Here is a 25,158-nt window from a genome sequence, read left to right on the forward strand (position 1 = left end):
GTCGGCTTTTTCTTGGCTAAACAGGCCCCACCGCAAGGTCGGCTTTTTCCATACCTTGTCGACGATATCCGAGCTCTCCCGAATCAACCAAGCGATCCGGCCAGAGCCAGATTGCCGCCGAGCAGTGTCGCCAGATCGCCCGCCGGAGTATCGGCCCCGGCGCGCAACCGGATCGCGAATTCCGCCATCGGAACCTGCGGCAAGCCAAGCTCGCGCGGCGCCTCGACGATGCCGGAATGAGCAAAGCGCGCGGTGCGCAGCGTCAATGCGACGCCGGCATTCACGGCCGTGCGCAACCCAGCCAGGCTGGCACTTCCGGCGGCGATCCGATAATTGCGGCCGGCGGCATCGAGTGCCGCGAGTGCGGCCTCGCGAAAACCGCAATAGGGATCGAGCAGCGCCAGCGGCAGTTCTTCCTGCCGCGAGGCCAGCCCTTTGCGTGAACACAGCCATATCATCGGTTCGCGCAGTACACCGACCTCGTCCGGAGCCGCCGTCTGGCGCATGACGATCGCAATATCCAGGCTGCCGGCCTGCAGGGCCTGCGCCAGTTCGGCCGAGCGGCCAACGCGCAATTCGATCCTGACGCGGGGATGGCTGGCAGCGAAGGCACGCAGCAGATCCGGCAGGCCGCTGTCGGCGAAATCCTGCGTCGTCCCGATGGCGACACGCCCGGCAGCCCGCGCCCCCTTCAACGCCAGCCAGGCCTCGCGATGAACGGCCAGAATGCGCCTGGCATGACCGACGAGATCCTCGCCGGCCGGCGTCAGCCCACGACCCCTCCCCTGTGGCGCCAGAAGCGGCTCGCCGACGATCTCCTCGAGCCGCTGCATCTGGGCCGTCACGGCCGAGGGCGAGCGGCCGACACTCGACGCCGCCCGCGCCAGCGAGCCGCTGTCGACGAAAGCGAGGAAGGTTTTGAGCAGGTCGGGTTCCAGAGCTTCCATAATTCGATAATATCGAATCTTTAGTTGAAAACAATTCGATTTTTTTGATTCAAAGATGGTGACATGGTCTCTCCAACGGCGATCAGACGCCGCTGAGCCAGGAGAAGAAAAATGCCCATCATCAACATCAGCCTCACCGGCAAGCCAGACGCCTCTTTGTCGGCCAGGATTGCCGGGGAAATAACCGAGATCACCGCCAGGCAGTTGCGCAAGGATCCGACCATCACAGCCGTTGCCGTATCCTATTTCGATCCGCAACATTGGTTCGCCGGCGGCAAATCGCTAGCCGAGCATGGCTCCAACACGTTCTGGCTGGATATCAAGGTGGTCGACGGCACCAACACCAAGCTCGAGCTGGAAGCCTATCTCAAGGCTCTCTTCGATGCCTTCGACCGTCTGCTGGGCGGCGTGCACGAGGAAAGCTATGCCTTCGTGCATGAAGTACCTGCCGCCGCCTATGGCTATGGCGGCAAGACCCAGGAGTTCCGATTCATCAGCGGGCGGTTGAAGGCGGCATGACGGCCTTGGCCTTCTCCCTCCAGAGGGAGAAGGCCCCCTCTTCCACATTGACCTCAGGCCCACTTCCGCTACCTTCTGCCCCCGAAGCGGCCGCGGAAGAGCCGCTATGACAAAACTTGTTGGGAGAGACGCGGCATGATCCTGACACTGGCGCTGCTTGCGGGTCTTGTTGCAGCCTGGCTGCTGATCGGCGTGGTGGAAAAATTCCGCCTCGGCCTGCGCTTCACCCAGGCGCTGCTCTATGTGCCGTTCAAGCTCGCCTACCGGATCAGCGACAACCGCGTCAGGATCGCCCGCAAGGCGCAGGTACCGGTCATCTACGTGATCTCGCACCAGTCGCGCTTCGAACCGGCGCTGATGCTGTCGCTGCTGCCCGACGACACGCTGCATATACTCGACGAGGTCTCGGCACGCTCGCCCTGGCTCGAACCCTGGCGCGAACTTGGCCGCACCATTGCCTTCAATGCGGAACACGTCTTCGTCAGCCGCCGCCTGGTGCGTGTGCTGAAGGGCAAGGGCCGGCTCGCCGTCTATCTGCCGGATGCGGTCGAGCCCGACGTCAAGACGTTTCGCCTGTTTCGCGCCGTCACCCGCATCGCCATGCAGGCCGACGCCCGCATCGTCCCGATCTTCGTCGCCGGCGCGCGCATCCTGCCTGTGTCGCTGACGCCTGCGGACAAGGCGCCGCGGCACTGGTTTCCGCGGCTGTCGATCAGCGTGCTGGAGCCGATGACCATCGCCGAACTTGTGGCGCGCAGCCCGGACCAGGCCTCGAACACCAATGCGCTGTTCGACCGCGTCGCCGAGGCCCGGCTTTTTGGCACCGACCTCGATCGCGGCCTGTTCCTGGCCATGCGCGATGCGGCATTCAGAGTCGGCGCCTCGCATCCGATCATCGAGGATGTCATTTCGGGCGCGCTGACCTATCGCGAGATGTTCATCGGCGCGCGCGTGCTGGGCAGGCGCTTCGAGGCGGTAACGGCACCGGGCGAGGCAGTGGGGATAATGCTGCCCAACGCCAATGGCGTCGTGCTGTCGCTGGTCGGCCTTCTCTCGGGCGGACGAGTCGCGGCTATGATCAACTACACGGCCGGGCCGGCGAGCGTCACGGCGGCCGTGCGCACGGCCGTCATCCGCACCGTCATTTCGTCGCGCGCCTTCGTCGACAAGGCCGATCTCGCCGATATCGTGGCGGCGGCCGAAAAGGGTGGCGCCAGGCTGCTGTGGCTGGAAGATATTCGCACCAGCGTCACCCCGCTGGACAAGCTTGCCGCCGCCTTGCTGTGGCGCTGGCCGCTGCAGCGGCAGGACGCGGCCAAGCCGGGCGTGATCCTGTTCACCTCGGGTTCTGAAGGCACGCCGAAAGCGGTCGTTCTGTCGCAAAAGAACCTGCTCGCCAACGCCATGCAGGCCGAAGCGCGCATCACCATTTCGCCGGCCGATATCCTGCTCAACGTACTGCCGGTGTTCCACTCCTTCGGCCTGACGGGCGGCACCATATTGCCACTGGTTACCGGGGTAAAACTGTTCCTCTACCCCTCGCCGCTGCACTACAAGATCATCCCCGAGATCGCGCGCAAGGTGAAGCCAACGATCATGTTCGGCACCGACACATTCCTCGCCAACTATGCGCGCACCGCCAAGGACGGCGACTTCTCCAGCCTGCGCTTCGTCGTCGCCGGCGCCGAGGCGGTGAAGCCGGAAACCCGCCGCGTCTACCGCGAGCGCTTCCAGGCCGAAATCATCGAGGGCTTCGGGTTGACCGAGGCAGCACCCGTGGTTGCCGTCAACACCGCGATCCATGGCCGTGACGGTACTGTCGGGCGGCTCTTACCGGCCATGCGCATGAGGCTGGAACCGGTCGAGGGCATTACGGACGCCGGTCAGTTGTGGCTCGACGGACCCAATCTCATGATGGGCTACATGACAGCGGACCGTCCCGGTGAGTTGCAGACTCTGACCGGCTGGCACGATACCGGCGATATCGTCGCCGTGGACCGCGAAGGCTTCATCAGCATTCGCGGTCGCGCCAAGCGCTTCGCCAAGATCGCCGGCGAGATGGTGTCGCTGGGCGCGGTCGAGATGCTGGTGCAGTCGCTATGGCCCGAAGAGCGCCACGCGGCGGTTGCGGTGCCGGACAAGAGGCGCGGCGAGCGCATCGTGCTGGTCACCACGGCCGACGATGCCAATCCCGAAGAACTGCGCCAGTTTGGCAAAAAGGCCGGGGCAGCCGAACTGATGGTGCCGAACGACATCGTCAAGGTGGAGGAAATTCCGGTGCTCGGTTCCGGCAAGACCGACTATGTCTCCACCAGGAAGCTGGCGATCGATAGGCTGGGGCTCGGCGTCGCGGCCTGAGTCAGATCAAGGACTTCTGCGGACCTTTTAACCTATGTCCGAAGGCGGTACTTTCTCGCCCTCGAGCGAGGCGCGCTTGGAGTAAGCGCGCACGGAAAACGGCAGGAAGATCAGATAGCCCGCGACCGATGCCGTCAGCGTGTACCAGGGATAGGTCATCAGCAAGAGGACGTAGAGCACGACGGCCAGGATGACCGGCAGCACCCTGTCGCCCGGGATCTTGATGCTCTTGCCGGAATAGACCGGCAGCCGGCTGACCAGAAGAAAGGCGACCAGGATGGTGAAGCCGGTGGCGACGAAGGCCGCCGGGCGGCTGGGCTCCACCCCGAGCCGCAGGAAATAGAGATAGAGCGGCAGCATCACCAGCACCGCGCCTGCCGGCGCCGGCACACCGACGAAATATTCGGTCTGCCACAAGGGGCGTTCGGCCTTGTCATCGTCGAGCACGTTGAAGCGGGCGAGCCGCAGCCCGCAGGCAATGGCGAACAGGAGTGCCGCGATCCAGCCCGGCGAGCCGGCGCGGTCGAGCAGGAAGGCATAGAGCACCAGAGCAGGTGCCACGCCGAAATTGACGATGTCGGCCAGCGAATCCATCTGCGCGCCGAATTTGGAGGTTGCCTTCAGCATCCGCGCCAGGCGGCCATCGATGCCGTCGAGAAAGGCGGCCAGCAGCACCATCACCACCGCGGGTTCGAAGCGGCCTTCAAAGCCGAAGCGGATGCCGGACAGTCCGGCGCAGATGGCAAGCACGGTGACGAGGTTGGGCAGCACCATGCGCATCGGTATCTCGCGGATGCGCGGACCGCCGCTGGCATGTGCCTCGAACTTTTTGAACGGCGCGCCCAAGGCTCAGGAAATCCGCACAAGGGGAGTGCCGACGACACCACCGAATTCGGCAAGCACGGTTTCACCGCCGACCGCCGTCTGGCCAACGGCAACACGAGGCGTCGCGGTCAGGGGCAGGAACACGTCGACGCGCGAGCCGAAGCGGATCAGGCCGAACCGCTCGCCTGTGCCGATCGAGCCGCCGGCCTCGGCCCAGCAGACGATGCGGCGCGCCACCAGGCCGGCGATCTGGACGGCAGCCACCGTGCCGTTGGGGCTCTCGATGACCAGGCCGTTGCGTTCGTTCTCGGTGCTGGCCTTGTCGAGTTCGGCGTTGAGGAATTTTCCCGGCCGATGTTCGATCTTGGCGATGCGGCCGCGCACGGGCGAGCGGTTCACATGGCAGGAAAAGACGTTCATGAACACCGAAATGCGGGTCATTTCGACATTGCCGAGGCCGAGTTCACGCGGCGGCAGGGCCGGACCAACCGCCGAGATGATGCCATCGGCCGGGCTCACCACCAGCCGATCGTCCACCGGGGTGACGCGCTCGGGATCGCGGAAGAAATAGACGCACCAGGCGGTCAGGATCAGGCCGATCCAGAACAGGATGGAGGAGAAATAGCCGAGGAAGAGCGTCGCCGCGCCAAAGGCGGCAATGAAGGGGTAGCCCTCGCGATGGATCGGTACGAACGCGTTCTTGACCGTGTCGACAAGGCTCATGGGATGGGGGCGGTCCCTGTTTCAGGTTCGGCCTCAATAGCCGAAACACCCCCTGCCCGCAACGCGACAATCCGCGGCGCGGGGCGAACGGGCACACCCACCCGGCGTCGGAACGCCAGGCGCTCCGCATTTCTGGAAGTCGCGGTCGGCTTGTGCACCCATGCCATAGCCGTCAAGATTCCGGCCTGCACGGAGCAGATCTCATGAAAAGCCGAGGATTCACGATCCGCGTAGTTCTCCTGCGCCGCGCGACCGCTGGCAAGGACGGTGGTTTGGAGCCACCTTCATGCAGCGCAATGGCCATGCCGATGGGGCATTCGTCCTGAGCGAAAAGCAGCAACTCACTGTCGGCGAACAGCCCTCTCGTTCGTCCTTGGTGAGAAAACGCGCCATCGCACCCGCAAAGGGCCGATGACGCACGCAACGGAGACTCTCGATCATGCAGACATCGTCCGGCACCAAAGCTCGTCTCATCACGGAAGGCCTGGCCTTCGGCGAGTCGCCGCGCTGGCATGACGGGCGGCTGTGGGTCTGCAACTGGGGCACCGGCGAGATCATAGCGGTTGATGCCGATGGCAACCGCGAAGTCATGCTCACCGTGCAGGCGGACTTGCCCTATTCCATCGACTGGTTGCCGGATGGACGCCTGCTCATTGTCTCAGGTCGCGAGGGTTTGCTGTTGCGGCAGGAAGCCGATGGCGGGCTCGTCACCCATGCCGATCTGCGCGGCTTGTCGAAAAGTCCGTGGAACGAGATCGTCGTCGATGGGCGCGGCAATGCCTATGTCAATGGCGGCGGGCCGGCGCCGGCGCCCGGTGAGCATTTCGGTCCGGGCACCATCGCTCTGAACACACCGGACGGCGCGACCCGGCAAGTTGCAGACAATATCGCCTTTGCCAACGGCATGGCGGTGACACCGGACAACAAGACACTGATCCTTGCCGAATCCCATGGCAAACGGCTGACCGCTTTCGACATCGCCGCCGACGGCATCCTGTCCAACCGGCGCGTCTGGGCCGATCTCAACGGCTATCCGGATGGCATCTGCCTCGATGCCGAAGACGCGGTCTGGTACGCGGATGTTCCCAACAAGCACTGCGTGCGGGTGCGCGAGGGCGGCGAGGTGCTGCAGACCGTCGCCGCCGATCGCGGCTGCTTTGCCTGCATGCTGGGCGGTGCGGACCGAAGGACATTGTTCATCGCCGCCGCCGAATGGCGCGGCTTCGAGCACATGGTCAGCGACGCCCGCACCGGCCAGGTGCTCGCCATTGAAGCACCAGCACCTGGGGTCGGCTGGCCTGGCTAGAGTCCCGGTACCCGTTGATAGTTGGCGATGTCGGCCCGGACACCGAGCCGGGCGATCGTCTCCTTCGGGTCGAAGGCAACGCGCTCATGCGCGGCCTTGACGATCGGAACCACATTGTCGACGGCAGCCTGGCTTTCCCATTCGACGATAGTGACGAGATTGAATTCGCCTGGTCCGGAGAATTGTTCGAGCAGAAAATCCTGCACGAAACCTTCCTGCAGGCGCAGCAGCTCGTGCGTCATCTTCACCTTGGCGAGGATTTCCTCGCGGGCATTGGCAGGTACGACGAACTTGTCGACCCTGAACACGCTGCTGCCGTTAACGTGGTGATTCTTAAAGCTCATATCCACTTTTTCCGTCCTCGATGATGCGGTTTCCGGCTCTCGGTCGACGGTCTACAATCTCAACTTAAGTTGAGGTCAAGCGGATTTTTTCTCCTTCTCTCCTTACGAGAGAGAAAGAAGAGCCGCCCGCAGCTACGACACCTCCGACGTCCGCCGGCGGACGATGACGCCGAGTTCGTCGCCCTCGCGAGCGAGACGCAGCCGCTCCTCGGCTTCGGTCGCCTCGCGCTGGCGGTCCCACATCGAGGCGTAGAGGCCGTGCTTGCGCATCAGTTCGACATGGGTGCCGCGTTCGGCGATCTGGCCATCCTTGAGCACGATGATTTCGTCGGCCGAGATCACCGTCGACAGGCGGTGGGCAATGACAATGGTGGTGCGGCCCTTGCTGACCAGATCGAGCGCGGCCTGAATCTCTTGCTCTGTGTGGCTGTCCAGCGCCGAGGTCGCTTCGTCGAGCATCAAGATCGGCGGCGCTTTCAGGATGGTGCGGGCGATCGCCACGCGTTGCTTCTCGCCACCCGAGAGTTTCAGGCCACGCTCGCCGACCATCGACTTGTAGCCGTCAGGTAGTTTTTCGATGAATGGCCCGATCTGGGCGAGTTCGGCCGCCTTGCGGACCTCCTCCTCACTCGCGCCGACGCGGCCGTAGCGGATGTTGTAGGCGATGGTGTCGTTGAACAGAACCGTGTCCTGCGGCACCATGCCGAGTACCGCGCGCAAGCTGTCCTGGGTGACATCCCTGACGTCCTGGCCGTCGATGAGAACCTGGCCGCCCTGCACGTCGTAGAAGCGGAACAGCAGCCGCGAGATGGTCGACTTCCCGGCGCCCGACGGCCCGACAATGGCAACCGTCTTGCCCGCCGGCACTTCAAAGGAGACACCTTTCAGGATCTTGCGGTTCGGATCATAGGAAAAATGCACGTCGCGAAACTCAACCTTGCCGGCGCCGACGGCCAGCGGCTTGGCGTCCGGCTTGTCGACGATCTCCTGCGGCACGTCGAGCAGGTCGAACATGTGCTCGATATCGGTGAGGCCCTGCCGGATTTCGCGGTAGATGAAGCCGATGAAGTTGAGCGGCACGGAAAGCTGCACCAGCATGGCATTGATGAAGACGAAATCGCCGACGGTCTGCGTGTGAGCCTGCACCTCCAGTGCCGACATGCACATGACGACCACCGTGCCAATGCCGAAGATGACACCCTGGCCGAAGTTCAGCCAGCCGAGCGAGGTCCAGGTCTTGGTGGCGGCGACCTCGTAGCGGGCCATCGAGCGGTCGAAGCGCTCCGCTTCCATGCGCTCATTGGTGAAGTATTTGACCGTCTCGAAATTGAGCAGCGAATCGATCGCCTTGGTGTTGGCGTCGGTGTCGCTGTCATTCATGTCGCGGCGGATCGAAATGCGCCAATCGCTCGCTTTGACCGTGAACCAGACATAGAGGCAGACGGTAGCCGCCACAACGGCCACGTATTTCCAGCCATAGGTGAAACCGAATATGCCCGCGGTCAGCGCGAATTCAAGGATGGTCGGCGCGGTGTTGAGCATGATGAAGCGCACGATCGTTTCGATGCCCTTGGTGCCGCGTTCGATGATGCGCGACAGGCCGCCGGTGCGGCGCTCCAGGTGGAAGCGCAGCGACAGCTGGTGCATGTGGACGAAGGTGCGGAAAGCAAGCTGGCGCACCGCATGCTGGCCGACCCGTGCAAACAGCGCATCGCGCAACTGGTTGAAACCGAGTTGGACGAGCCTCAGGACATTGTAGGCAATAACCAGCATCACAGGGGCAAGCAGGAAGGACGGCAATGGCGGCGGCGTTCTGGCCCCACCAGCCAGCGCATCGGTCGCCCATTTGAAGAAATAGGGACCGGCGACCAGTGTCACCTTGGCAACGACCAGCAGCAGCGTCGCCCAGGTGACGCGCGCCCTGAGATCGGCGCGGTCGGCCGGCCACATATAGGGCCAGAGATTGCGCAATGTCGCCAGGGTAGATGTTTCGGCGGAGACGGTTTTTTCGACCACTTTTTCTTGCCTTTTGGGTGAGAGGGTCAGCGGCCGGAGCAGCAGGAATTGACGAGGGCGCTCAGCGATGCCGATGTCTCGGCGAGGGCCGCGCGATCGACGGCATAGCGGGAGCGCCGGCGGTCGGGCTCGAAGCGGACAAGGCCGGCCTCGACCAGTATCTTCAGATGCTGCGAGACCGTCGACTGCGCCAGATCGAAACGATCGACGACCTCGCGGCAGCAGCACGAATTGCTGGCCGAGAGGTGCTTCAATATCTCGATACGCGCGGGATGCGACAGCGCCGCGAATCGCGCCGCGACAGCGCGACTGTCGCAGATGCGGTTGGATAGCGCGCTGCCAGCGCGGTCTGGTTCAAGGGTGGATTCTGTCATCGTTCATCGGCGATAGACGATGGATGTCACCGCCGCAAGCTGCTCTTCCGGGCAGATCGGATCGCGCTAATGCCCTGAGACGGATTTCTCGATCCCTGGAATGACGGCAATCTGTTCAGCCAGGAACTCGACCAGCAAGCGGACCCTTGCGACGCCCGCGCGCTCCGGGACGATCAACATGTTCAATGGGACCGACGGCAGCGAATAATCCGTCAAAATCGTATCGAGCAGGCCCGCCGCCAGAAGATCGTCCACAAGCCATCGATGCGCCGGCGCGATGCCTCGACCAGCGACCATGGCCTGCCGCGCGGCAAGCCCATGGTCGATCCGCAGCCGGCCCGAGAAAGGCACGGTGTGGCGTTCGCCGCCCGCGCCCTGCAAGGCAAGCGTTTCGCTGCCCGCCACGTTCGACATCCGGATGCCCTCATGCCGAGAAAGATCCGAAGGAACGGCCGGTCTTCCCCGCGCCGCCAGGTAATCCGGAGATGCCACGAGCAGACGCCGCGACTGGCCGAGGGCCCGCAGCTTCAACGAACTGTCCGTGAGCGGCCCCAGCCGAAGCGCGATGTCGACGCCCTCGCGGACCAGATCCACCCGCTCGTCCGTGAGGCTGAGGTCAACGCCGATGTCGGGGTGACGGTCCTGAAAGGCGAAGATCAGCCGGCTGACATGCAAGACACCGAAAGCCGCCGTACAGCTTATCCGGATCGTGCCGGCGGGCGCGCCACGCGTGCCTCGGGCCTCATCGGTGGCCTGTTCTACAAGACGCAGTATCTGAACGCTGTTGGCATAATAGCGGCTGCCTTCGGCGGTCATCGTGACACGCCGGGTCGTCCTGCTGAGCAAAGGCACGCCGACAGCTTCCTCGAGCTCCCGCACATGCCGTGTGATCGTCGACTGCCCGACACCAAATTCCCGCGCGACCGCCGACAGGCTGCCACGCTCGGCCACACGAATGAAGGTGCGCATGCGCTCGAATGTAATGTCTGACTTATCCATTATTCGGCACAATATTATGCATTACCGGCATATAGTGGATTGAACAGCCATTGGCTACCTTCCCGTCAGTTTCCTCAATGTTGGATCTGATCCCATGAAAGTCCTGCTTGTCTTCGCTCACCCTGAATCACGCTCGCTGAGCGGCGCCCTTCGCGACGTCGCCGTCAAGGAACTCGAGGCTCAAGGGCATGAGGTGCGCGTATCGGACCTTTACGCCGATGGCTGGAAGTCCGAAGTCGATCGCGCCGACTTCCCATCACTGGAACCCGATGCACGGCTCATCCCCGTCGCGGCTTCCAAGAAGGGTTTCGAGGCCAACACGCTGACCGCAGATGTCAAGGCCGAGATCGAGAAGCTCCTGTGGGCCGACACCTTGATCCTGCAGTTCCCGCTTTGGTGGTTCGCCATGCCGGCGATCCTCAAGGGCTGGGTCGACCGTGTGTTCGCCTACGGATTCGCCTATGGCGTTGGCGAGCATAGCGATCGGCGCTGGGGAGATCGTTACGGCGAGGGTACCCTTGTCGGAAAACGCGCGATGTTGATCGTGACCGCCGGAGGCTGGGAGGAGCACTATACGCCGCGCGGGATCAACGGATCCATCGATGACCTGCTGTTCCCGATCAATCACGGGATCCTGTACTACCCTGGATACGACGTACTTCCGCCGTTCGTGGTCTACAAGGTCGATCGTCTCGAAGAGGCAGGCTTCGAACCCGTGGCCGAACGCCTGCGTGACAGGATGCGGACACTGGCGACGACGCCGCCCATCCCATACCGTCGGCAAAATGGCGGAGATTATCTCATCCCGAGCATGAATCTCCGCCCTGAGCTGGGCGATCCGCATGCAACCGGCTTTGCCCTTCACTCCAACCGCGTGGGCGATCCCAGTTGATCGAAGTGGGCTTCTACTGCGTCTTTGCCGGAGCCGTGGTCGCCTGCTCTCCCATCGCCTTGAGGTCGGCAGCTTCGCCTTCCTTGGACTTTCCCGGGACCTTGAATACCTGTCCGGGCCAGATGCGGTCAGGATTCCTGATCTGGTCCTGGTTGGCGAGGTAGATGGTGGAATAGCGCACGCCATGGCCATAGACGCGCCGCGAAATCCGCCACAGCGTATCGTGGCGGCGGATGACGACGGCGCCGTCGGCATGTTCGAGCTTGGGCGATACGACCTCCGGCACATCGCCTGGCGGCGTGGCTTCCGCCACGACGGCCGGAGCCTCGGTGGCGGGCGCACCTGGAGCCGGAGCGGCAGGAGCATCCGCAGCGGCCGGCTTGGTCTCAGCTGGCTTGCCATCCGCTGGCTTGGCTTCGGCGGGCGCCACGGCAGCGACCGCTTCGCCCGGCTCGCGCTCGAACGGCACGGCGGCGCGAGCCACAACCTTCACGCCATCGGCATCGAGGCCGTCGACATGAATGGTATAGCTGCCGACCGGAATGTCGCGCGTTGCCTCGACGAGGAAATGACCATCCGGCGATGTCTGCGCGTCACCGAGCAGGATGTCGTTGGCATAGGCGCGCACCTTGCGGCCCGGATCGGCGAGGCCGGCGACAAAGATCTTGTTGCCGTCTATCTCCACCGCCTCGACGACGATCTTGGGTTCGCCCACGGCCGCGGCGGGCGGTGTTGCCTCCGCGACGGCTGGCGCGGGTGCGGCTGGTGCCGGCGATGCAGCGGCGGGAGCAGTTGGTGCCGGAGCAGCGGGAGCGGCTGCCTGATCGCCGGCGGGCGCGGCTGGTTTGGTCTCGGGTGCCGGAACTGTCAGCAGTTCGGCCGGCTTGCCTGGCTCCTCGACCATGGCCAGCACCTGGCCGGCCGCGTTGGCCGGAACCGAGACCACGGCGGTCTGCGCCGAGGCAGTCACAACCGTGCCGACCGTCGATCGCAGGGCAATCGTATAGTCGCCGGGCTTCAGCGGATCGTCGAGCACGATGACAAAAGCGCCATCCGGACCCGCCAAGGTCGAGCCGATCACGGTCGTGCCGTTCAGGATCTCGACCTTTGAATTGGGTGCCGCATTGCCGGCAACGACGATCGAACCATTGCTCTCGACGCGCACGACATCGAAAGTCGGCGCAATCGGACCGGCCGCTACCGGCGCGACGGGCGCCGCCGGATCGGCAGCGGGCGCGGCCGGGGGCATGGCCTCTGTTGCAGGCGCGGCCGGGGCCGCTGTCTGTGGCGCCGCCGCGGGAGCAGCCGGCACCGCCGGCGCAGGCAGTCGTCCTTCCGTGCCGGGATCAGCCGGTTTCGGCGCCTCGGGCGGCGTCAAGGCCACGACCTGCGCCGGGGCGGCTGGATGAAGATACGGGTCGAGTGCGCCCGATACATAGGCGGTTCCCGCGGCCGCGACGGTCCCACCCGCCGCGAACAGGAACGCCTTCAATGGATTAATCGCCATATTTCCCTACCCCTTAGCCACCTAATGCCGGTCTAGCGTGTTTTCCCAAAGTCGACAAGAAAAACGGGCCAGCAACAAAAAGCCCGGGCTTGTCAACCCTTGGGGCTTGACCAAGCTTTCAGACCCAATCACCAATCATCCGCATGAATACGATTCGATCCGTCTGCGTCTATTGCGGCTCGTCTCCGGGCCGCGATGAAGTCTATGCGAAGGCCGGACACCTGCTTGGGCGCTCAATTGCCAGAGCGGGCCTGCGGCTGATCTATGGCGGCGGCACCAAAGGCATTATGGGCGCCGTCGCCGACGGCGCGCTCAAGGCCGGCGGCAAGGTCACGGGCATCATTCCCCGCTTCCTGATCAACAGGGAAGCAACCGAAACCGCGCTTGACCGGCTCGACGAATTGCTGATCACCGACAACATGCACGAGCGCAAACACAAGATGTTCGAGAAATCCGACGCCTTTGTGGCGCTGCCTGGCGGCATCGGCACAGTCGAGGAGATCGTCGAGATCATGACCTGGGCGCAACTCGGCCATCACCGCAAGCCGATCGTCTTCGGCAACGTCAACGGATTCTGGGACCCGATGACGGCGTTGCTTGATCACATGGCGGCGGAAGGTTTTATTCACACCGCGCAACGGGTCAAGCCGCTGGTCGTCAATGATCCCGAGGCCATCGTCGCCGCCATCATGGTGGCAGGGTCCTCCGTCGACGCCCCGACGGAAGGCGTGCAGTCGGTGATAGACAAGATGTAAGGGAGTAAGGGAATAGGGCAGTAGGAAGACAGCACCTACTGCCCTACTGCCCTACTGCCCTACTGCCCTACTGCCCTACTGCCCTACTGCCCTACTGCCCTACTGCCCTACTGCCCTACGCAAATCCCCAATCACCGCGCGCTTATCCTGCCGCCGCCAGGCAAGATGGATCGCCACGCTGCGCTTGAACCAGGGAAGGTCGCGGAAAACGATGCCCGGCGGCGCGACGCTTCGCAGGCTCTCCTGCACCGTCGCCAGGCCCAGTCCGGCGCTGACCAGGCCGAGCGAGGTCAAGGGATCGGCCGTCTCATAAGCGATGTCGGGCACGAAGCCAGCTTCGATGCAGGCGGCCAGGAACTGGCCGCGGTTGGTATCGGCGGGCTGACGCACCACGGTGATCCAGGTGCGTCCATCGAGATGATGCGGGCGGATGTCGGCCACAGCCGTGAGCGCATCGCCCTCGGGTATCGCCAGCACCAACGGCTCGCGACGGGCCAGCATCGAGGCAATTTCGGGATAGTCGGCCGGCGGCGGGGAATAGACCAGGCCGAGATCGAGCGTGCGCTGGCGCAGCCCCTCCAACTGCGCGGCAGAGCGCAGGCTCATCAGGCTGAGATGCAATTGCGGCCGCTCTCGTCGAAACTGCCTGAGCATGCCGGCGACCAGCCCGGCATGCACCGCGCCCTCGACATAGCCGATAGCAAGGCGGCCGGCCGCGCCGGTCGCAAGGTCACGGCCGAACATCTCCAGCCGCTTCGCGCCGGCGAGAAGCATCTTGGCCTCGGCGAGAAAAGCGCGACCTTCTGCATTGAGATGAACCCGCTGCTTTGCCCTTTCGAACAGAGCAAAGCCCAGTTGCTCCTCGAGTTGAATGATCTGCCGGCTGAGCGGCGATTGCGAGATGTGCAGCAGTTCGGCGGCGCGGCCGACATTGCCGGTCTCGGCCACGGTGACGAAATACCGGATCTGGCGCAGGTCGAACACTTTTTCTCCGAAACACCTAGTCTCAATAGGTCTCAACTCTAGCCTAATCAGTCTTGGACAGTCTGACCAGCCAAAAGCGATAGTCGGCCATCCCAACCAAAGGAGACCGACATGCAGTTCTTTGCCCTTCTCACCCGCAACACCACAAAGTTCAGCGACGCCGACTTTGCACCGCTTTTGCCGGGCGAGGCCGAACAGCGGCGCACGCTCTACGCCGAAGGCGCTGTGCGCCAAGTCTGGAACCGTGGCGACATTCCCGGTAGCGGCATGATGTTCGAGGCATCCGACGATACCGAAGTGCGCGGCCATCTCGCCACTTTGCCGCTGATAAAGGCCGGCATGATGGAGATCACCGCGATCGTGCCGCTCAATCCCTATCCTGGATTTGGGCCGAAACGGTAAACCGCATCGGACGGCGCGGCGGGCGGCGAGGCCGGCCGCGTGTGTATCGTCATTGCCATTCCTGGTAGGACGCTTGCTGGGAGGTGGGGGCGACAGAGGCCTGCTGGGCTGTCGACACCCTGGCGAATACCGCGCTGATCGAGACGCTTCGCACGCTTGTCCCTGCCATCGGTGGGACGGTCGTTTCGATCGACGCCCCGTCCGGCCATTGTACCTTGATGGTAAATTCACCAGGCGGAAAACTTTCTCGATTGGCTTGGATCGCGCCCAGCAATGGTTCCAAGGCGCTACCATCGATGACGTTGCCATGGCGCGCGTGTTTCTGCGCGTACGCCCATTCATCACGCACCGTCCCGAGCGCTCTGTCAAAGTCGGTAAAGCCGTTCTTGGTCACCGGCGTCATGGAGATCGTTTGCGACCGGACGCTGACACCGAGCAACTGTAGCGCAGCCGAGTTCTTCACACTGTAATCGACCGCCTTGTTCAAGCCGCGATCTGCCAGCAGGCCAATTGAAAACTGAAAATTCATCGATCAAATCTGAACGTTGCCAATCATCGTACAGTATTGGAGACTGGTAAACACTGCGTTTTCGTGACCAATCGACCTTGCAGCTGCATATCTGCTCGAGCCACCTGGCTGACAATTTCTGAGCCACCGTTCGCAACGCTAGCCAAACAAGCCGACGGCAACTGTTGCGTCCAGCCCTTCCCTGCTCGACACACTGTGACCGGCTGTCAAGAAACCGTCACACGGAGCCGGGTTCGCTCGTGCTAGAAGTCGCGGTGAGGTGCCGCTAACGCGGCGCTGCGGTCGCAACCTGTATCTGGCACTGCCATGGATATCGCCCTCGCTCCGGAAGGCACCGACCTGTCGCCTTACCTGCCCGATGAGCACGGGCTGTTCTTCAGCTATCATTTCACGGCGGAAGGCTCCCGCACCAAGGATCCCGCGCAGGCGCGATGGACATGGCGCAGCTACCAGATCACCGATCTCCACGCTCGCCAGGAGATCGGCGCCGAGAAGGTTCTGCCGGCCCCGGCGCGCGATGCTTTCCTCGCCCCCAGCCATGGCTGCCACATCGACTATGAGGATGGCTGGCTCTACGGCGATCTGCCGGACCTCAAGCACGATTTTTCGGAAGCGCGCGGACTCGTCCATTTCCGCTTCGCCTTCAACGACACTATTCTGATCGGCGCCCGCAAGCAGCCGCTGGAGTCGGTCGACGCCGTGCGCAAGGTAGTGGAAAGTGGATCGCGGAAATTCCGCTCGCCGTCGGACCTGATCGAGGCGGTCATGGGCCAGTCGCTTGATGGCATGGCGATAGAACTCGGCAAGCTCGGCGACACGCTCGATGGCATCGAGGATCGCGTCGTGCGCGATGCATGGCACAATGAACGGCAAGCGCTGGTCGAGGCGCGCCGGCAGCTGGTGGTCATCCACCGGCAGATGGCAACGCTGACCACCCTGTTCCGGCATCTCGACCATTCGCATCGCGACGAGTTGCCGGATTCGATCAACGACATGGCGGCCCGACTCTCGCACCGGGCGCAGACGCTCTACCATGACGGCGAGCAGTTGCAGGCGCGCACGCGGCTTCTGCAGGACGAGTTGATGGCCAAACTGACCATGCAGTCGAACCAGTTGCTCTATGTTCTCTCTGTCATGACGGCTGTGCTGCTGCCGATGACCATTATCTCCGGCCTGTTCGGCATGAATGTCGGCGGACTGCCGCTTGTCGACACGCCATTGGGCTTCTGGGTGGTGACGGCGGTTTCAATGGCTATCGCTGCGGCCACCTATCTGTTCGTCAGACGGCTTGGCCGAGGCCTGTAGCGGCAATTGGCAATATCTTGCGCCGAAGCCTATCGGGCAACAGCCCGGCGGGCCGTCATCAGCATCGACCAGGAATAGATCGCCAAGGCTGTCCAGATCAGGGCAAAGGCGGCGGCCTGGGTGGTGCCGAACGGCTCATCGAAAATCAGGACCGCGATCAGGAACACCATGGTCGGCGCGATATATTGCATGATGCCGATGGTGGAGAGGCGCAAAAGCTTGGCGCCGAACGCAAACAGAAGCAGCGGCACCGATGTGACCGGACCGCAGCCAATCAGCAATGCGGTATCGGTGCCGTTGCTGGACACGATGTGATCCTGTCCGGTCGCGATCAGGTAGACGATATAGAAGAGAGCGGGCACGGACAGCAAAAGCACTTCGAGCAGAAAGCCCTGGCTTGGCCCGATCGGCAGCGTCTTGCGAAAAAAGCCGTAGGCGGCGAAGGAAAAGGCCAGCGCCAGCGATACCCATGGAAGCTTGCCGCCCTCGATCGTCAGCACCGCCACGGCGACCGTCGCCAGCACCACCGCCGCGATCTGCAATTTGTCGAGTCGTTCGCCAAGCAGCAGTGCACCGACGACGACGCTGACCAGCGGGTTGATGTAATAGCCAAGCGCGGTCTCGACGGTGCGATCGACGGCGATCGCCCAGACATAGATGCCCCAGTTGACCGAAATCAGCGCCGCCGTCAGGCCCGCCATGGCGATGGTGCGGGGTGAGCGAATTGCCGCCTTGAAGTCCGCGGTGCGGCCGGCCCAGACCAGAACCGCGGCGGCGATCGGCACGGACCAGACGATGCGGTGGGCGATCACCTCGGCAAGCGGCAGATGCGCCACCGCCTTCATGTAGAAAGGCAGCAACCCCCACAGGAGATAGGCGCCCAACGCCAGCAGGAAACCGCGGCGGGCCTTTGAATCCGCGTCCAGGGCAATTGATTCAGTGGCCATGGGCCAACGCTATGGCCCAGTAATCTTGGCAAGACCATCACAAAGTTCTGATGGATCAATGGACTTTCGCTGATGGGTCAACCTTATTCGGCGGCAACCAGCCCAGCCATCTCACGGTTCTTCATCAGCTTGTAGATGATCGAATCCATCAGCGCCTGGAACGAGGCGTCGATGATGTTTTCGGAAACCCCGACCGTCCACCAGCGCGCGCCTGTGCCGTCATGCGATTCGATCAGCACGCGGGTGATCGCCTCGGTGCCGCCATTGAGGATACGCACCTTGAAGTCGGCGAGTTCGAGGTCGACGATCTCGCTCTGGTATTTGCCGAGATCCTTGCGCAGCGCGATGTCGAGCGCGTTGACCGGTCCGTGCCCCTCGGCCACGGACATCTTCTCCTCGCCGTCGACCAGCACTTTCACGATTGCTTCGGACACGGTCTTCAACTGGCCGTTGGCGTCGAAACGCCGCTCGACCATGCAGCGGAACGAGGTGACGTTAAAGAACTCCGGCAGGCCGTGCAGCATCTTGCGGGCGAGCAGCTCGAAGGAGGCGTCGGCGCCCTCATAGGCATAGCCTTCGGCCTCGCGCTCCTTGACGACTGATATCAGCGCATCGAGCCGATGATCGTCCCTGGGCACCTCGATGCCGCGCCGTTTCAGTTCGGCGAGGAAATTGGCCTTGCCGCCCTGGTCGGAGACCATGACGCGCCGGCGGTTGCCGACGGATTCCGGCGGAACATGCTCATAGGTCGCCGGCTCCTTGGCCAGCGCCGAGGCATGGATGCCGGCCTTGGTGGCGAAAGCCGAGGCGCCGACATAGGGAGCCTGCGCTTCCGGGGCACGGTTCAAGAGTTCATCGAATGCGCGCGACAGGCGCGAGATGCCGGTCAGCGCCTCGGCCGAAATGCCGGTCTCGAAGCGATCGGCGAATGCCGGCTTCAGCGCCAGTGTCGGCACGATCGAGATGAGGTTGGCATTGCCGCAGCGCTCGCCAATGCCGTTCAGCGTGCCCTGGATCTGGCGCGCCCCGGCCTCGACGGCGGCCAGGGAATTCGCAACCGCCTGGCCCGTGTCGTCATGGGCGTGGATACCCAGATGATCGCCGGCAATGCCCGATGCGACGACCTTGGCGACGATGGTGCGCACTTCCGAGGGCTGCGTGCCGCCATTGGTATCGCACAACACCACCCAGCGCGCGCCGGCGTCGTATGCCGTCTTGGCGCAGGCCAGGGCATAGTCCGGATTGGCCTTGAAGCCATCGAAGAAATGCTCGCAGTCGACCATCGCTTCCTTGGCCGAAGCGACGGCGGCCTCGACCGAAGTCTTGATCGACTCCAGATTCTCCTCGTTTGTACAGCCGAGCGCCACACGGACATGATAATCCCAGCTCTTGGCGACGAAGCAGATGGCGTCCGATTTCGACTGCACGAGCGCCGCCAGCCCGGGATCGTTCGAGGCGGAGACCCCTGCCCGCTTGGTCATGCCGAAGGCGACGAACTTCGCCTTGGCCGTGCGCTTCTTCTGGAAGAAGGCGGTGTCGGTCGGATTCGCGCCGGGATAGCCGCCCTCGACATAGTCCATGCCGAAGTCGTCGAGCAGTTTTGCAATCGCGATCTTGTCCTCGACGGAAAAGTCGATGCCCGGCGTCTGCTGGCCATCGCGCAATGTGGTGTCGAAGAGATAGAGGCGGTCGCGGGTCATGGTCATTTGCCTGCAAATTTGTCCGTCGCGCGGATCAACTGGTCGAGGATTCCGGGCTCGGAATAGGCGTGGCCGGCGCCTTCGATCAGGTGGAAGTCGGCCTTTGGCCAAGCCTTGTGCAGCGCCCAGGCATAGCGCGCCGGACACGGCATGTCGTAGCGGCCATGGACGATGGTGCCGGGAATGTCCTTGAGCTTATGGGCATCGCGCAGAAGCTGTCCCTCCTCAAGCCAGCCGGCATGGACGAAATAGTGGTTCTCGATACGGGCAAAGGCGACGGCATAGTCGTCCTGCCCAAACGGACCGCTGGTTTCAGGCTCCGGCAACAGCGTGATCGTCTCGCCTTCCCATAGGCTCCAGGCGCGAGCAGCCTCTATCTGCGCCTCGCGGTCCGTGCCGACCAGACGCTTGCGGTAGGCTGCCATCATGTCGCCGCGCTCGGCCTGCGGGATCGGCGACAGGAAACGCTCCCACTTGTCGGGAAACATCTCGGAGACACCGAACTGATAATACCATTCGAGCTCCGCGCGAGTCAGCGTGTAGATGCCGCGCACCACCAGTTCGCTGACGCGATCAGGGTGCGTCTCGGCATAGGCGAGCGCCAGCGTCGAGCCCCAGGAGCCGCCGAACACCAACCATGTGTCGAAGCCGGCCATTTCGCGCAGGCGTTCGATGTCAGCGACGAGATGCCAGGTCGTATTGGCCTCCAGCGAGGCGTTCGGCGTCGATTTTCCGCAACCGCGCTGATCGAACAGGATGACGTCGTAGCGTTTTGGATCGAACAGCCGCCGATGCTTTGGCGAGATGGTGCCGCCCGGTCCGCCATGCAGGAACACGGCCGGCTTGGCACCCTTGGTGCCGGAACGCTCCCAATAGACCGTGTGGCCGTCGCCGACATCGAGCATGCCTGAGTCGAACGGTTCGATTTCCGGATAGAGTGTGCGCAAGCTCATAGTTTCAAGCCCTGTTGCGGCCAGTTGGCGGTTTCGTGGTCGGGGTGTTGGAAGGAGATGATCTGCTCCTGCCTGGCGTAGTAGTCGGGATCGTCGTGGACCGGCGCCTCGAAGATCTTTTCCACCCAAGGCAACCGGGCCGCATAGTTGACCTGGATTTGCGGCGCCAGATCCGAGCGGTCGTCGAAGGCGCCGATGGCGATCTCGAGCCCGCTGGGCTGGCGGTAGGTCAACGGCGTGCCGCAGCGGGCGCAGAAGCCGCGATCGATGTTGATCGACGACTGGAAATAGCTCGGTTCCTCATGGGTCCATTCGACACCATCCCGGGGCACGGTGACCAGCGCGCCGAAGAACGAGCCGAACTGCTTCTGGCACATGCGGCAATGGCAGATTGACGGGCGCCCGAGCACTCCCTTGATGCGGAAGCGCACGGCGCCGCACTGACAGCCGCCGGTTCGGACGGTCTCGGTCATGGTCTTTCCTCCGGCGGCCATTGTTCGGTGTCGTGATCGGGATGCTGGTAGGAAACAAGCTCGGCGAGATAGGGAGCCGAACCCATGTCCGCCATCGTATCTTCGCCCGGCAATTGCGGAATGGTGTCGACATAAGGCAGTTTTGCTTCGGTGCCCCACTGTACAGTCGGTGCGATGCCTGCCGGATCGTCGAAGGCGGCGATCGCCAACGCAAGGCCATCGGGCGCCTCGAAGGTCAGCGGCGTGCCGCATTCGGCGCAGAAGCCGCGCCAGGCGGCATTGGAGGAGCGGAAACGCTTGGGCTCGCCGCGCGTCCAGTCGAGCTTGGCGCCACGCACCGAGACTAGCGGCATGTAGAAATTGCCGCTCGCCTTCTGGCACATGCGGCAGTGGCAGATCGAGGCGTCGCCAAGCGCGCCTTCGACGCGGAAGCGCACCGCGCCGCATTGGCAGCCGCCTGTGTAGACCGGCCGGTTGTCGAGGCTCATCGCGTCTCACTCCGGATCATGGCAGACCGCCTCGACATTGTTGCCGTCGGGATCAAAGACGAAGGCACCGTAGTAATTCGGGTGATAGTGTGGGCGCAGCCCCGGCTCGCCATTGTCCTTGCCGCCGGCGGCAAGCGCTGCCGCATGAAAGGCGTTGACTTCGGCGCGGTTGCGCGCGGTGAAGGCAACGTGCTGACGGGCCTTGGGCTTGTCCTTGGCGGCCTGCAGCCAGAACACCGGGCGGTCGCGGCCGTAGCCGCCGATCCTGGCGCCGCCTGTGTACTCCAGCGGCACCATGTAGATCAGCGAAGCGCCAAGCGGTGCCATCGCCTTGTCGTAGAACGCCTTCGAAGTGTCGAAATCGGCAACGTTGATGCCAAGATGGTCGATCATCTTTTTACCTCCCAGGTCGTGATGCGTTCGCCGGTCGCCGGATCCTTGCCGTCCTTCAACTGCACGCCTTGCACCAAAAGGTCATCGCGGATGCGGTCGGCCTCTGCCCAGTTCTTCGCCGCGATGAGAGCGAGGCGATTGGCGATTGCCTTGGCGATCTTGTCCTCATCCACCTCTTCGGAGCCGACATCGAAGCCAAGAAACAGCAGCGACGCCTTCAGTGCGGCAGCGGCTTCGTTGCCGTCGGCTGCCTCACCGGCCAACTGCGTCAAAACCTGGAAGGCGGCATAGGTGGCCAGGTCATCGGAGAGTGCCTCCACGACCTTTGCCGGCAGTTGCCCGACGGTCGGCGCAAGGTCCGCCGCGCGTTTCCACTTGCGCAGCGTGTTCTCCGCCTCCTCCAGCTTGCGCACGGAAAAGTCGATCGGCTCGCGGTAGTGCGTCATCAGCATCGCCAGCCGCAGTACCTCGCCCGGCCAGCTGCGGCCGCCGAAGGTCTCGGTCTCCAGCAGTTCATGGATCGAGTAGAAATTGCCGAGGCTCTTCGACATCTTCTGCCCCTCGACCTGCAGGAAGCCATTGTGCATCCAGACATTGGCCATGACCGACGTGCCGTGGGCGCAGCGCGACTGGGCGATCTCGTTCTCATGATGCGGGAAGATCAGGTCGAGGCCGCCGCCATGGATGTCGAAAACCTCGCCGAGATAGGCCGCGGACATGGCGGAGCATTCGATATGCCAGCCCGGCCGGCCCCTGCCCCATGGGCTCTCCCAGCCCGGCTCTGCCGGCGATGACAGCTTCCACAGCACGAAATCTTGCGGGTTCTTCTTGTGCGCGTCGACGGCGACGCGAGCGCCGGCCTGCTGCTCGTCGAGATGGCGCCTCGACAATTGCCCATAGTCCGGCATCGACGCCGTGTCGAAGAGAACTTCGCCAGCGGCGACATAGGCATGGCCGCGTTGGATCAGGTTTTGAATCAAGGTGATCATGTCGGCCTTGCCGTCGGCGCGCGGCTCGACGAATTCGGTGGCGCGCGGTTCGACCGTCGGCTCGAGGCAGCCGAGCGTGGCGACATCCCTGTGGAACTGGTCGGCGGTCTTTTCCGTCACCCGCCGGATCGCTTCGTTGAGCGACAGCTTTCCGGTGGATATCTCGCCGCCGAAATCGCGCAACGCACGCGCGTTGATCTTGTCGTCGACGTCGGTGATGTTGCGCACATAGGTGACGTGGGCTTGTCCATAGAGATAGCGCAACAGACGGAACAGCACGTCGAAGACGATGACCGGCCTGGCATTTCCGATATGGGCGAAGTCGTAGACGGTGGGGCCGCAGACATACATGCGCACATTCAGCGCATCGATCGGAACGAAATCCGTCTTCGAACGCGTCAGCGTGTTGTAGAGGCGCAGGCCCTTCGATGCGTCAGACATTCCATGCCTTCCCGGTTCAGAACTTCTTGTTTGCATGGAGCCAGTCTCGCGCCGAGGCGCAAATCAGGCTCCAGCCTGCTGGCCGGGGCGTTTGTCCAATCTGGGGAAAGATGAGGCGAAAACGTCCGGACCAGCGCGAGGCTAGCCAATAATGCAAATGCCACAGATGGCGAAAGACGTTTTCATGGGCGGCTTTATCGCCTTGACCAGTGTTGCCGTCAAGTCGCTGATCCCGGGAAAAACGTCGCCAAGACAGGTAAACCCGTCGCTCGATCACGCGGAATCAGCCAGTGAAACATTTTATTAAACATGTCGGCACAGTCATGAAACATTCGCCGGCTAGTTCACCAAGCGTCACGATTTGGTCGGAATCAGCCATCAAACGCAGACACGAAAACGTTACCAGGGAAGAGAACATGCCTCGAAGCAAGCAGGAAGCCAACCGCGCCAAGCAACCGGCGTTGGCCAGCCACTATCGCGCAATCGGCCCGGCCGCGATCGTCGCCGCACTTCTTCATACCGCGAAGAAGAAGAAGCCGGCGCAGAAGATCGTATCGCCGCGCGCCGCCTGAGATGATGTTCCGCCGGCGCGATCGCCGGCGATGAGGGTGCGAACAGGGCACCCTGGAATAAGGCCCTCGACAGGCTTCGCTAGAACAGCGTCATCTGACTGTCGTCGGTGCCAGGCTTCTGGCGTCTGACCTTCTCGGGCTCCGCGCCGATCTCCCCTCTTACTTGAATCTCCGGTCCGGTGTTGGCGACCTTGTTGACGAGGTCGGAGACTGGAATCGCCTCGAAGAAATCGAGTTGCGCCGGTCGCAGCAGGTCGGTGACATCACGCGGCTCCTGCGTGCGGCAATCCAGCCAGCGAGCGAAGTCCCTGGGATCGATGACCACCGGCATCCGATCATGGATATGGGCGATGTCGGCATTGGCGTTGACCGTCAGGATTGCGCCAGTATCCATTTCCGAGCCGCCCGGCTCCGCATAGGTCTCGATCAGGCCGGCAAAGGCGACCAGCCCGCCATGCCTGGGCCGGATCCAATAGGGCTGCCCCTTCTTGCCCCCGGTCTGCCGCCATTCGTAGAAGCCCGACGCCGGCACCAGTGCGCGGCGATGACGCATGGCAGCCTTGAACGAGGCCTTTTCGATCGCGCCTTCCGAGCGCGCGTTGAACAGCAGCGGAAACTCCCTGGTGTCCTTCACCCAGGCCGGGATGAGCCCCCAGCGCACCAGCATCGGTTGCCGGTCCGGCAAGTTGGAACCCGGTGAGCGCGGCTCACCAGCAGTCGCCATCAGCACCGGCTGGGTTGGCGCGATGTTGTAGCGCGCCGGGAAATCTTCCAGTTCGACCAAGCCCAGAAAGGCAGCGGTTTGATCCGGCGTGGCCGTCAAGGCAAAACGTCCGCACATGATCGATTGCTCCTGCCCTCGAATGGTTGCCAAGAAAGTGGCGATGGAACAGCCGCACTGCAACCGCTAAAGCTGTCTGACGCCAACCGTCCACAGCGGGCTGCGGCGGTCGAACGGTTGAGAACCATGAACGATACACGAAAGATACTGCCGGCCGTCTCGGTAGCCGTGGTGCGTGGCGACACCGTGCTGCTGGTCAAGCGAGCCCGGCAGCCCTCACAGGGGCTCTATGCCTTTCCAGGCGGCAAGGTCGAGACCGGCGAGATGCTGGAGGATGCCGCTAAGCGCGAGCTGCTGGAAGAGACCGGTCTGCGTGCCACCGGTTTCCGCCCGCTTCGGGAAATCCATATCGACGGCAGGGGTGATTCCCACCCTGTCGATTACCGCCTCACGGTCTTCGGCGCCGCCTATGCCGGCGGGGAGGCCGTGGCCAGCGACGATGCCGAGACAGCCGCCTTCTACACACTCCGCGAGATGGCGGCGCTGCCGCTTGCCGGTTCGGTGTTCGCGGTGGCGGAAGATCTGCTTGGCCGACCTGCTGGTTCCCCTGAAAGCCGCTGAATTCCTCAACGGTCG

27 protein-coding genes are annotated in these 25,158 nt (G+C 63.2%); 9 read left to right on the top strand and 18 right to left on the bottom strand.

Annotated features, from left to right (window positions below; all coding sequences use genetic code 11):
• Positions 1-83 precede the first annotated feature (83 nt).
• Complete coding sequence (locus tag EB231_RS25065) at positions 84-947, bottom strand: LysR substrate-binding domain-containing protein (RefSeq protein WP_172351171.1); 864 nt, start codon at positions 945-947, stop codon at positions 84-86.
• 111 nt (positions 948-1,058) lie between these two features.
• Here EB231_RS25065 and EB231_RS25070 point away from each other — a divergent pair, with 111 nt between their 5' ends.
• Positions 1,059-1,466, top strand: coding sequence for a tautomerase family protein (locus tag EB231_RS25070; protein WP_172351172.1), 408 nt, complete (start codon positions 1,059-1,061; stop codon positions 1,464-1,466).
• A 135-nt stretch (positions 1,467-1,601) separates the two neighbouring features.
• Positions 1,602-3,824: an AMP-binding protein gene (locus EB231_RS25075; protein WP_172351173.1), complete on the top strand. Its 2,223-nt coding sequence runs from the start codon at positions 1,602-1,604 to the stop codon at positions 3,822-3,824.
• A 27-nt stretch (positions 3,825-3,851) separates the two neighbouring features.
• On the opposite strand, the gene EB231_RS25080 is transcribed toward EB231_RS25075, so the two are convergent.
• Together EB231_RS25080 and EB231_RS25085 are read right to left on the bottom strand one after the other, a co-directional pair.
• Positions 3,852-4,670 (bottom strand): CDP-alcohol phosphatidyltransferase family protein, encoded by an 819-nt coding sequence (locus EB231_RS25080; RefSeq protein WP_172351174.1) that lies wholly within the window; start codon positions 4,668-4,670, stop codon positions 3,852-3,854.
• 3 nt (positions 4,671-4,673) lie between these two features.
• Complete coding sequence (locus EB231_RS25085; RefSeq protein ID WP_056563311.1) at positions 4,674-5,372, bottom strand: phosphatidylserine decarboxylase; 699 nt, start codon at positions 5,370-5,372, stop codon at positions 4,674-4,676.
• A 439-nt stretch (positions 5,373-5,811) separates the two neighbouring features.
• Here EB231_RS25085 and EB231_RS25090 point away from each other — a divergent pair, with 439 nt between their 5' ends.
• Positions 5,812-6,678: an SMP-30/gluconolactonase/LRE family protein gene (locus EB231_RS25090; RefSeq protein ID WP_172351175.1), complete on the top strand. Its 867-nt coding sequence runs from the start codon at positions 5,812-5,814 to the stop codon at positions 6,676-6,678.
• On the opposite strand, the gene EB231_RS25095 is transcribed toward EB231_RS25090, so the two are convergent.
• From EB231_RS25095 to EB231_RS25110, 4 genes are all read right to left on the bottom strand, one after another.
• A complete protein-coding gene (locus EB231_RS25095; RefSeq protein ID WP_172351176.1) occupies positions 6,675-7,022 on the bottom strand; it encodes an antibiotic biosynthesis monooxygenase in 348 nt (115 codons plus the stop codon). The two genes, EB231_RS25090 and EB231_RS25095, sit on opposite strands and share 4 nt — an antisense overlap.
• Positions 7,023-7,154: 132 nt before the next feature.
• Positions 7,155-9,038: an ABCB family ABC transporter ATP-binding protein/permease gene (locus tag EB231_RS25100; protein WP_172351177.1), complete on the bottom strand. Its 1,884-nt coding sequence runs from the start codon at positions 9,036-9,038 to the stop codon at positions 7,155-7,157.
• 26 nt (positions 9,039-9,064) lie between these two features.
• Positions 9,065-9,412 carry an ArsR/SmtB family transcription factor gene (locus EB231_RS25105; RefSeq protein WP_172351178.1) on the bottom strand — a complete coding sequence of 116 codons (348 nt, stop codon included), beginning with the start codon at positions 9,410-9,412 and terminating at the stop codon, positions 9,065-9,067.
• Positions 9,413-9,478: 66 nt separating this feature from the next.
• Positions 9,479-10,411: a LysR family transcriptional regulator gene (locus EB231_RS25110; protein ID WP_172351179.1), complete on the bottom strand. Its 933-nt coding sequence runs from the start codon at positions 10,409-10,411 to the stop codon at positions 9,479-9,481.
• 94 nt (positions 10,412-10,505) lie between these two features.
• On the opposite strand from EB231_RS25110, the gene EB231_RS25115 reads away from it, so the two are divergent.
• On the top strand, positions 10,506-11,303 hold the full coding sequence (locus EB231_RS25115) for an NAD(P)H-dependent oxidoreductase (protein ID WP_172351180.1): 798 nt from the start codon (positions 10,506-10,508) through the stop codon (positions 11,301-11,303).
• Positions 11,304-11,316: 13 nt separating this feature from the next.
• Here the strand turns inward: EB231_RS25115 and EB231_RS25120 are convergent, their stop codons facing one another.
• Positions 11,317-12,810, bottom strand: coding sequence for a LysM peptidoglycan-binding domain-containing protein (locus EB231_RS25120; protein WP_172351181.1), 1,494 nt, complete (start codon positions 12,808-12,810; stop codon positions 11,317-11,319).
• A 143-nt stretch (positions 12,811-12,953) separates the two neighbouring features.
• Here EB231_RS25120 and EB231_RS25125 point away from each other — a divergent pair, with 143 nt between their 5' ends.
• Positions 12,954-13,565 (top strand): LOG family protein, encoded by a 612-nt coding sequence (locus EB231_RS25125; protein WP_140768468.1) that lies wholly within the window; start codon positions 12,954-12,956, stop codon positions 13,563-13,565.
• A 99-nt stretch (positions 13,566-13,664) separates the two neighbouring features.
• On the opposite strand, the gene EB231_RS25130 is transcribed toward EB231_RS25125, so the two are convergent.
• Positions 13,665-14,549 carry a LysR substrate-binding domain-containing protein gene (locus EB231_RS25130; protein ID WP_172351182.1) on the bottom strand — a complete coding sequence of 295 codons (885 nt, stop codon included), beginning with the start codon at positions 14,547-14,549 and terminating at the stop codon, positions 13,665-13,667.
• A 111-nt stretch (positions 14,550-14,660) separates the two neighbouring features.
• Between EB231_RS25130 and EB231_RS25135 the strand changes: the two genes are divergently transcribed.
• Positions 14,661-14,951 (top strand): muconolactone Delta-isomerase family protein, encoded by a 291-nt coding sequence (locus EB231_RS25135; RefSeq protein ID WP_172351183.1) that lies wholly within the window; start codon positions 14,661-14,663, stop codon positions 14,949-14,951.
• A 49-nt stretch (positions 14,952-15,000) separates the two neighbouring features.
• On the opposite strand, the gene EB231_RS25140 is transcribed toward EB231_RS25135, so the two are convergent.
• Entirely contained in the window at positions 15,001-15,480 is a 480-nt protein-coding gene (locus EB231_RS25140) for a hypothetical protein (RefSeq protein ID WP_172351184.1), read from the bottom strand.
• 306 nt (positions 15,481-15,786) lie between these two features.
• Here EB231_RS25140 and EB231_RS25145 point away from each other — a divergent pair, with 306 nt between their 5' ends.
• Entirely contained in the window at positions 15,787-16,785 is a 999-nt protein-coding gene (locus EB231_RS25145; RefSeq protein ID WP_172351185.1) for a transporter, read from the top strand.
• Between the two features lie 29 nt (positions 16,786-16,814).
• Here EB231_RS25145 and rarD read toward each other — a convergent pair whose 3' ends face one another.
• From rarD to cysS, 7 genes are all read right to left on the bottom strand, one after another.
• Positions 16,815-17,732, bottom strand: a complete 918-nt coding sequence (gene rarD, locus EB231_RS25150) for an EamA family transporter RarD (RefSeq protein ID WP_172351186.1) — start codon at positions 17,730-17,732, stop codon at positions 16,815-16,817.
• An 83-nt stretch (positions 17,733-17,815) separates the two neighbouring features.
• Entirely contained in the window at positions 17,816-19,438 is a 1,623-nt protein-coding gene (gene cimA, locus EB231_RS25155) for a citramalate synthase (RefSeq protein ID WP_172351187.1), read from the bottom strand.
• The gene (gene pip / locus EB231_RS25160; RefSeq protein ID WP_172351188.1) at positions 19,435-20,385 is read right to left on the bottom strand and encodes a prolyl aminopeptidase; all 951 of its coding nucleotides are present in this window, start codon (positions 20,383-20,385) and stop codon (positions 19,435-19,437) included. The genes cimA and pip overlap by 4 nt, the downstream gene beginning before the upstream one ends.
• Positions 20,382-20,858 (bottom strand): GFA family protein, encoded by a 477-nt coding sequence (locus tag EB231_RS25165; protein ID WP_172351189.1) that lies wholly within the window; start codon positions 20,856-20,858, stop codon positions 20,382-20,384. The genes pip and EB231_RS25165 overlap by 4 nt, the downstream gene beginning before the upstream one ends.
• Positions 20,855-21,346 (bottom strand): GFA family protein, encoded by a 492-nt coding sequence (locus EB231_RS25170; RefSeq protein WP_172351190.1) that lies wholly within the window; start codon positions 21,344-21,346, stop codon positions 20,855-20,857. The genes EB231_RS25165 and EB231_RS25170 overlap by 4 nt, the downstream gene beginning before the upstream one ends.
• Before the next feature lie 6 nt (positions 21,347-21,352).
• Positions 21,353-21,739, bottom strand: a complete 387-nt coding sequence (locus tag EB231_RS25175; RefSeq protein ID WP_172351191.1) for a VOC family protein — start codon at positions 21,737-21,739, stop codon at positions 21,353-21,355.
• The gene (cysS, locus tag EB231_RS25180) at positions 21,736-23,169 is read right to left on the bottom strand and encodes a cysteine--tRNA ligase (protein WP_172351192.1); all 1,434 of its coding nucleotides are present in this window, start codon (positions 23,167-23,169) and stop codon (positions 21,736-21,738) included. Before cysS ends, EB231_RS25175 begins: the two co-directional genes overlap by 4 nt.
• Before the next feature lie 416 nt (positions 23,170-23,585).
• Between cysS and EB231_RS25185 the strand changes: the two genes are divergently transcribed.
• Complete coding sequence (locus tag EB231_RS25185; RefSeq protein ID WP_140768494.1) at positions 23,586-23,741, top strand: hypothetical protein; 156 nt, start codon at positions 23,586-23,588, stop codon at positions 23,739-23,741.
• A 79-nt stretch (positions 23,742-23,820) separates the two neighbouring features.
• Here the strand turns inward: EB231_RS25185 and EB231_RS25190 are convergent, their stop codons facing one another.
• Positions 23,821-24,582: an SOS response-associated peptidase gene (locus EB231_RS25190; protein ID WP_172351193.1), complete on the bottom strand. Its 762-nt coding sequence runs from the start codon at positions 24,580-24,582 to the stop codon at positions 23,821-23,823.
• A 126-nt stretch (positions 24,583-24,708) separates the two neighbouring features.
• On the opposite strand from EB231_RS25190, the gene EB231_RS25195 reads away from it, so the two are divergent.
• Positions 24,709-25,143, top strand: a complete 435-nt coding sequence (locus EB231_RS25195) for an NUDIX hydrolase (protein WP_172351194.1) — start codon at positions 24,709-24,711, stop codon at positions 25,141-25,143.
• Positions 25,144-25,158: the final 15 nt, after the last annotated feature.

The organism is Mesorhizobium sp. NZP2298, assembly GCF_013170825.1.
Taxonomy (GTDB): Bacteria; Pseudomonadota; Alphaproteobacteria; order Rhizobiales; family Rhizobiaceae; genus Mesorhizobium.

Excerpts from the sequence above, each read along its gene's own strand:
- EB231_RS25065 (WP_172351171.1), bottom strand. The coding sequence starts at position 947 with ATGGAAGCTCTGGAACCCGACCTGCTCAAAACCTTCCTCGCTTTCGTC.
- EB231_RS25070 (WP_172351172.1), top strand. The coding sequence starts at position 1,059 with ATGCCCATCATCAACATCAGCCTCACCGGCAAGCCAGACGCCTCTTTG.
- EB231_RS25075 (WP_172351173.1), top strand. The coding sequence starts at position 1,602 with ATGATCCTGACACTGGCGCTGCTTGCGGGTCTTGTTGCAGCCTGGCTG.
- EB231_RS25085 (WP_056563311.1), bottom strand. The coding sequence starts at position 5,372 with ATGAGCCTTGTCGACACGGTCAAGAACGCGTTCGTACCGATCCATCGC.
- EB231_RS25090 (WP_172351175.1), top strand. The coding sequence starts at position 5,812 with ATGCAGACATCGTCCGGCACCAAAGCTCGTCTCATCACGGAAGGCCTG.
- EB231_RS25095 (WP_172351176.1), bottom strand. The coding sequence starts at position 7,022 with ATGAGCTTTAAGAATCACCACGTTAACGGCAGCAGCGTGTTCAGGGTC.
- EB231_RS25105 (WP_172351178.1), bottom strand. The coding sequence starts at position 9,412 with ATGACAGAATCCACCCTTGAACCAGACCGCGCTGGCAGCGCGCTATCC.
- EB231_RS25110 (WP_172351179.1), bottom strand. The coding sequence starts at position 10,411 with ATGGATAAGTCAGACATTACATTCGAGCGCATGCGCACCTTCATTCGT.
- EB231_RS25115 (WP_172351180.1), top strand. The coding sequence starts at position 10,506 with ATGAAAGTCCTGCTTGTCTTCGCTCACCCTGAATCACGCTCGCTGAGC.
- EB231_RS25120 (WP_172351181.1), bottom strand. The coding sequence starts at position 12,810 with ATGGCGATTAATCCATTGAAGGCGTTCCTGTTCGCGGCGGGTGGGACC.
- EB231_RS25125 (WP_140768468.1), top strand. The coding sequence starts at position 12,954 with ATGAATACGATTCGATCCGTCTGCGTCTATTGCGGCTCGTCTCCGGGC.
- EB231_RS25135 (WP_172351183.1), top strand. The coding sequence starts at position 14,661 with ATGCAGTTCTTTGCCCTTCTCACCCGCAACACCACAAAGTTCAGCGAC.
- EB231_RS25140 (WP_172351184.1), bottom strand. The coding sequence starts at position 15,480 with ATGAATTTTCAGTTTTCAATTGGCCTGCTGGCAGATCGCGGCTTGAAC.
- EB231_RS25145 (WP_172351185.1), top strand. The coding sequence starts at position 15,787 with ATGGATATCGCCCTCGCTCCGGAAGGCACCGACCTGTCGCCTTACCTG.
- rarD (WP_172351186.1), bottom strand. The coding sequence starts at position 17,732 with ATGGCCACTGAATCAATTGCCCTGGACGCGGATTCAAAGGCCCGCCGC.
- cimA (WP_172351187.1), bottom strand. The coding sequence starts at position 19,438 with ATGACCATGACCCGCGACCGCCTCTATCTCTTCGACACCACATTGCGC.
- pip (WP_172351188.1), bottom strand. The coding sequence starts at position 20,385 with ATGAGCTTGCGCACACTCTATCCGGAAATCGAACCGTTCGACTCAGGC.
- EB231_RS25165 (WP_172351189.1), bottom strand. The coding sequence starts at position 20,858 with ATGACCGAGACCGTCCGAACCGGCGGCTGTCAGTGCGGCGCCGTGCGC.
- EB231_RS25170 (WP_172351190.1), bottom strand. The coding sequence starts at position 21,346 with ATGAGCCTCGACAACCGGCCGGTCTACACAGGCGGCTGCCAATGCGGC.
- EB231_RS25175 (WP_172351191.1), bottom strand. The coding sequence starts at position 21,739 with ATGATCGACCATCTTGGCATCAACGTTGCCGATTTCGACACTTCGAAG.
- cysS (WP_172351192.1), bottom strand. The coding sequence starts at position 23,169 with ATGTCTGACGCATCGAAGGGCCTGCGCCTCTACAACACGCTGACGCGT.
- EB231_RS25185 (WP_140768494.1), top strand. The coding sequence starts at position 23,586 with ATGCCTCGAAGCAAGCAGGAAGCCAACCGCGCCAAGCAACCGGCGTTG.
- EB231_RS25190 (WP_172351193.1), bottom strand. The coding sequence starts at position 24,582 with ATGTGCGGACGTTTTGCCTTGACGGCCACGCCGGATCAAACCGCTGCC.
- EB231_RS25195 (WP_172351194.1), top strand. The coding sequence starts at position 24,709 with ATGAACGATACACGAAAGATACTGCCGGCCGTCTCGGTAGCCGTGGTG.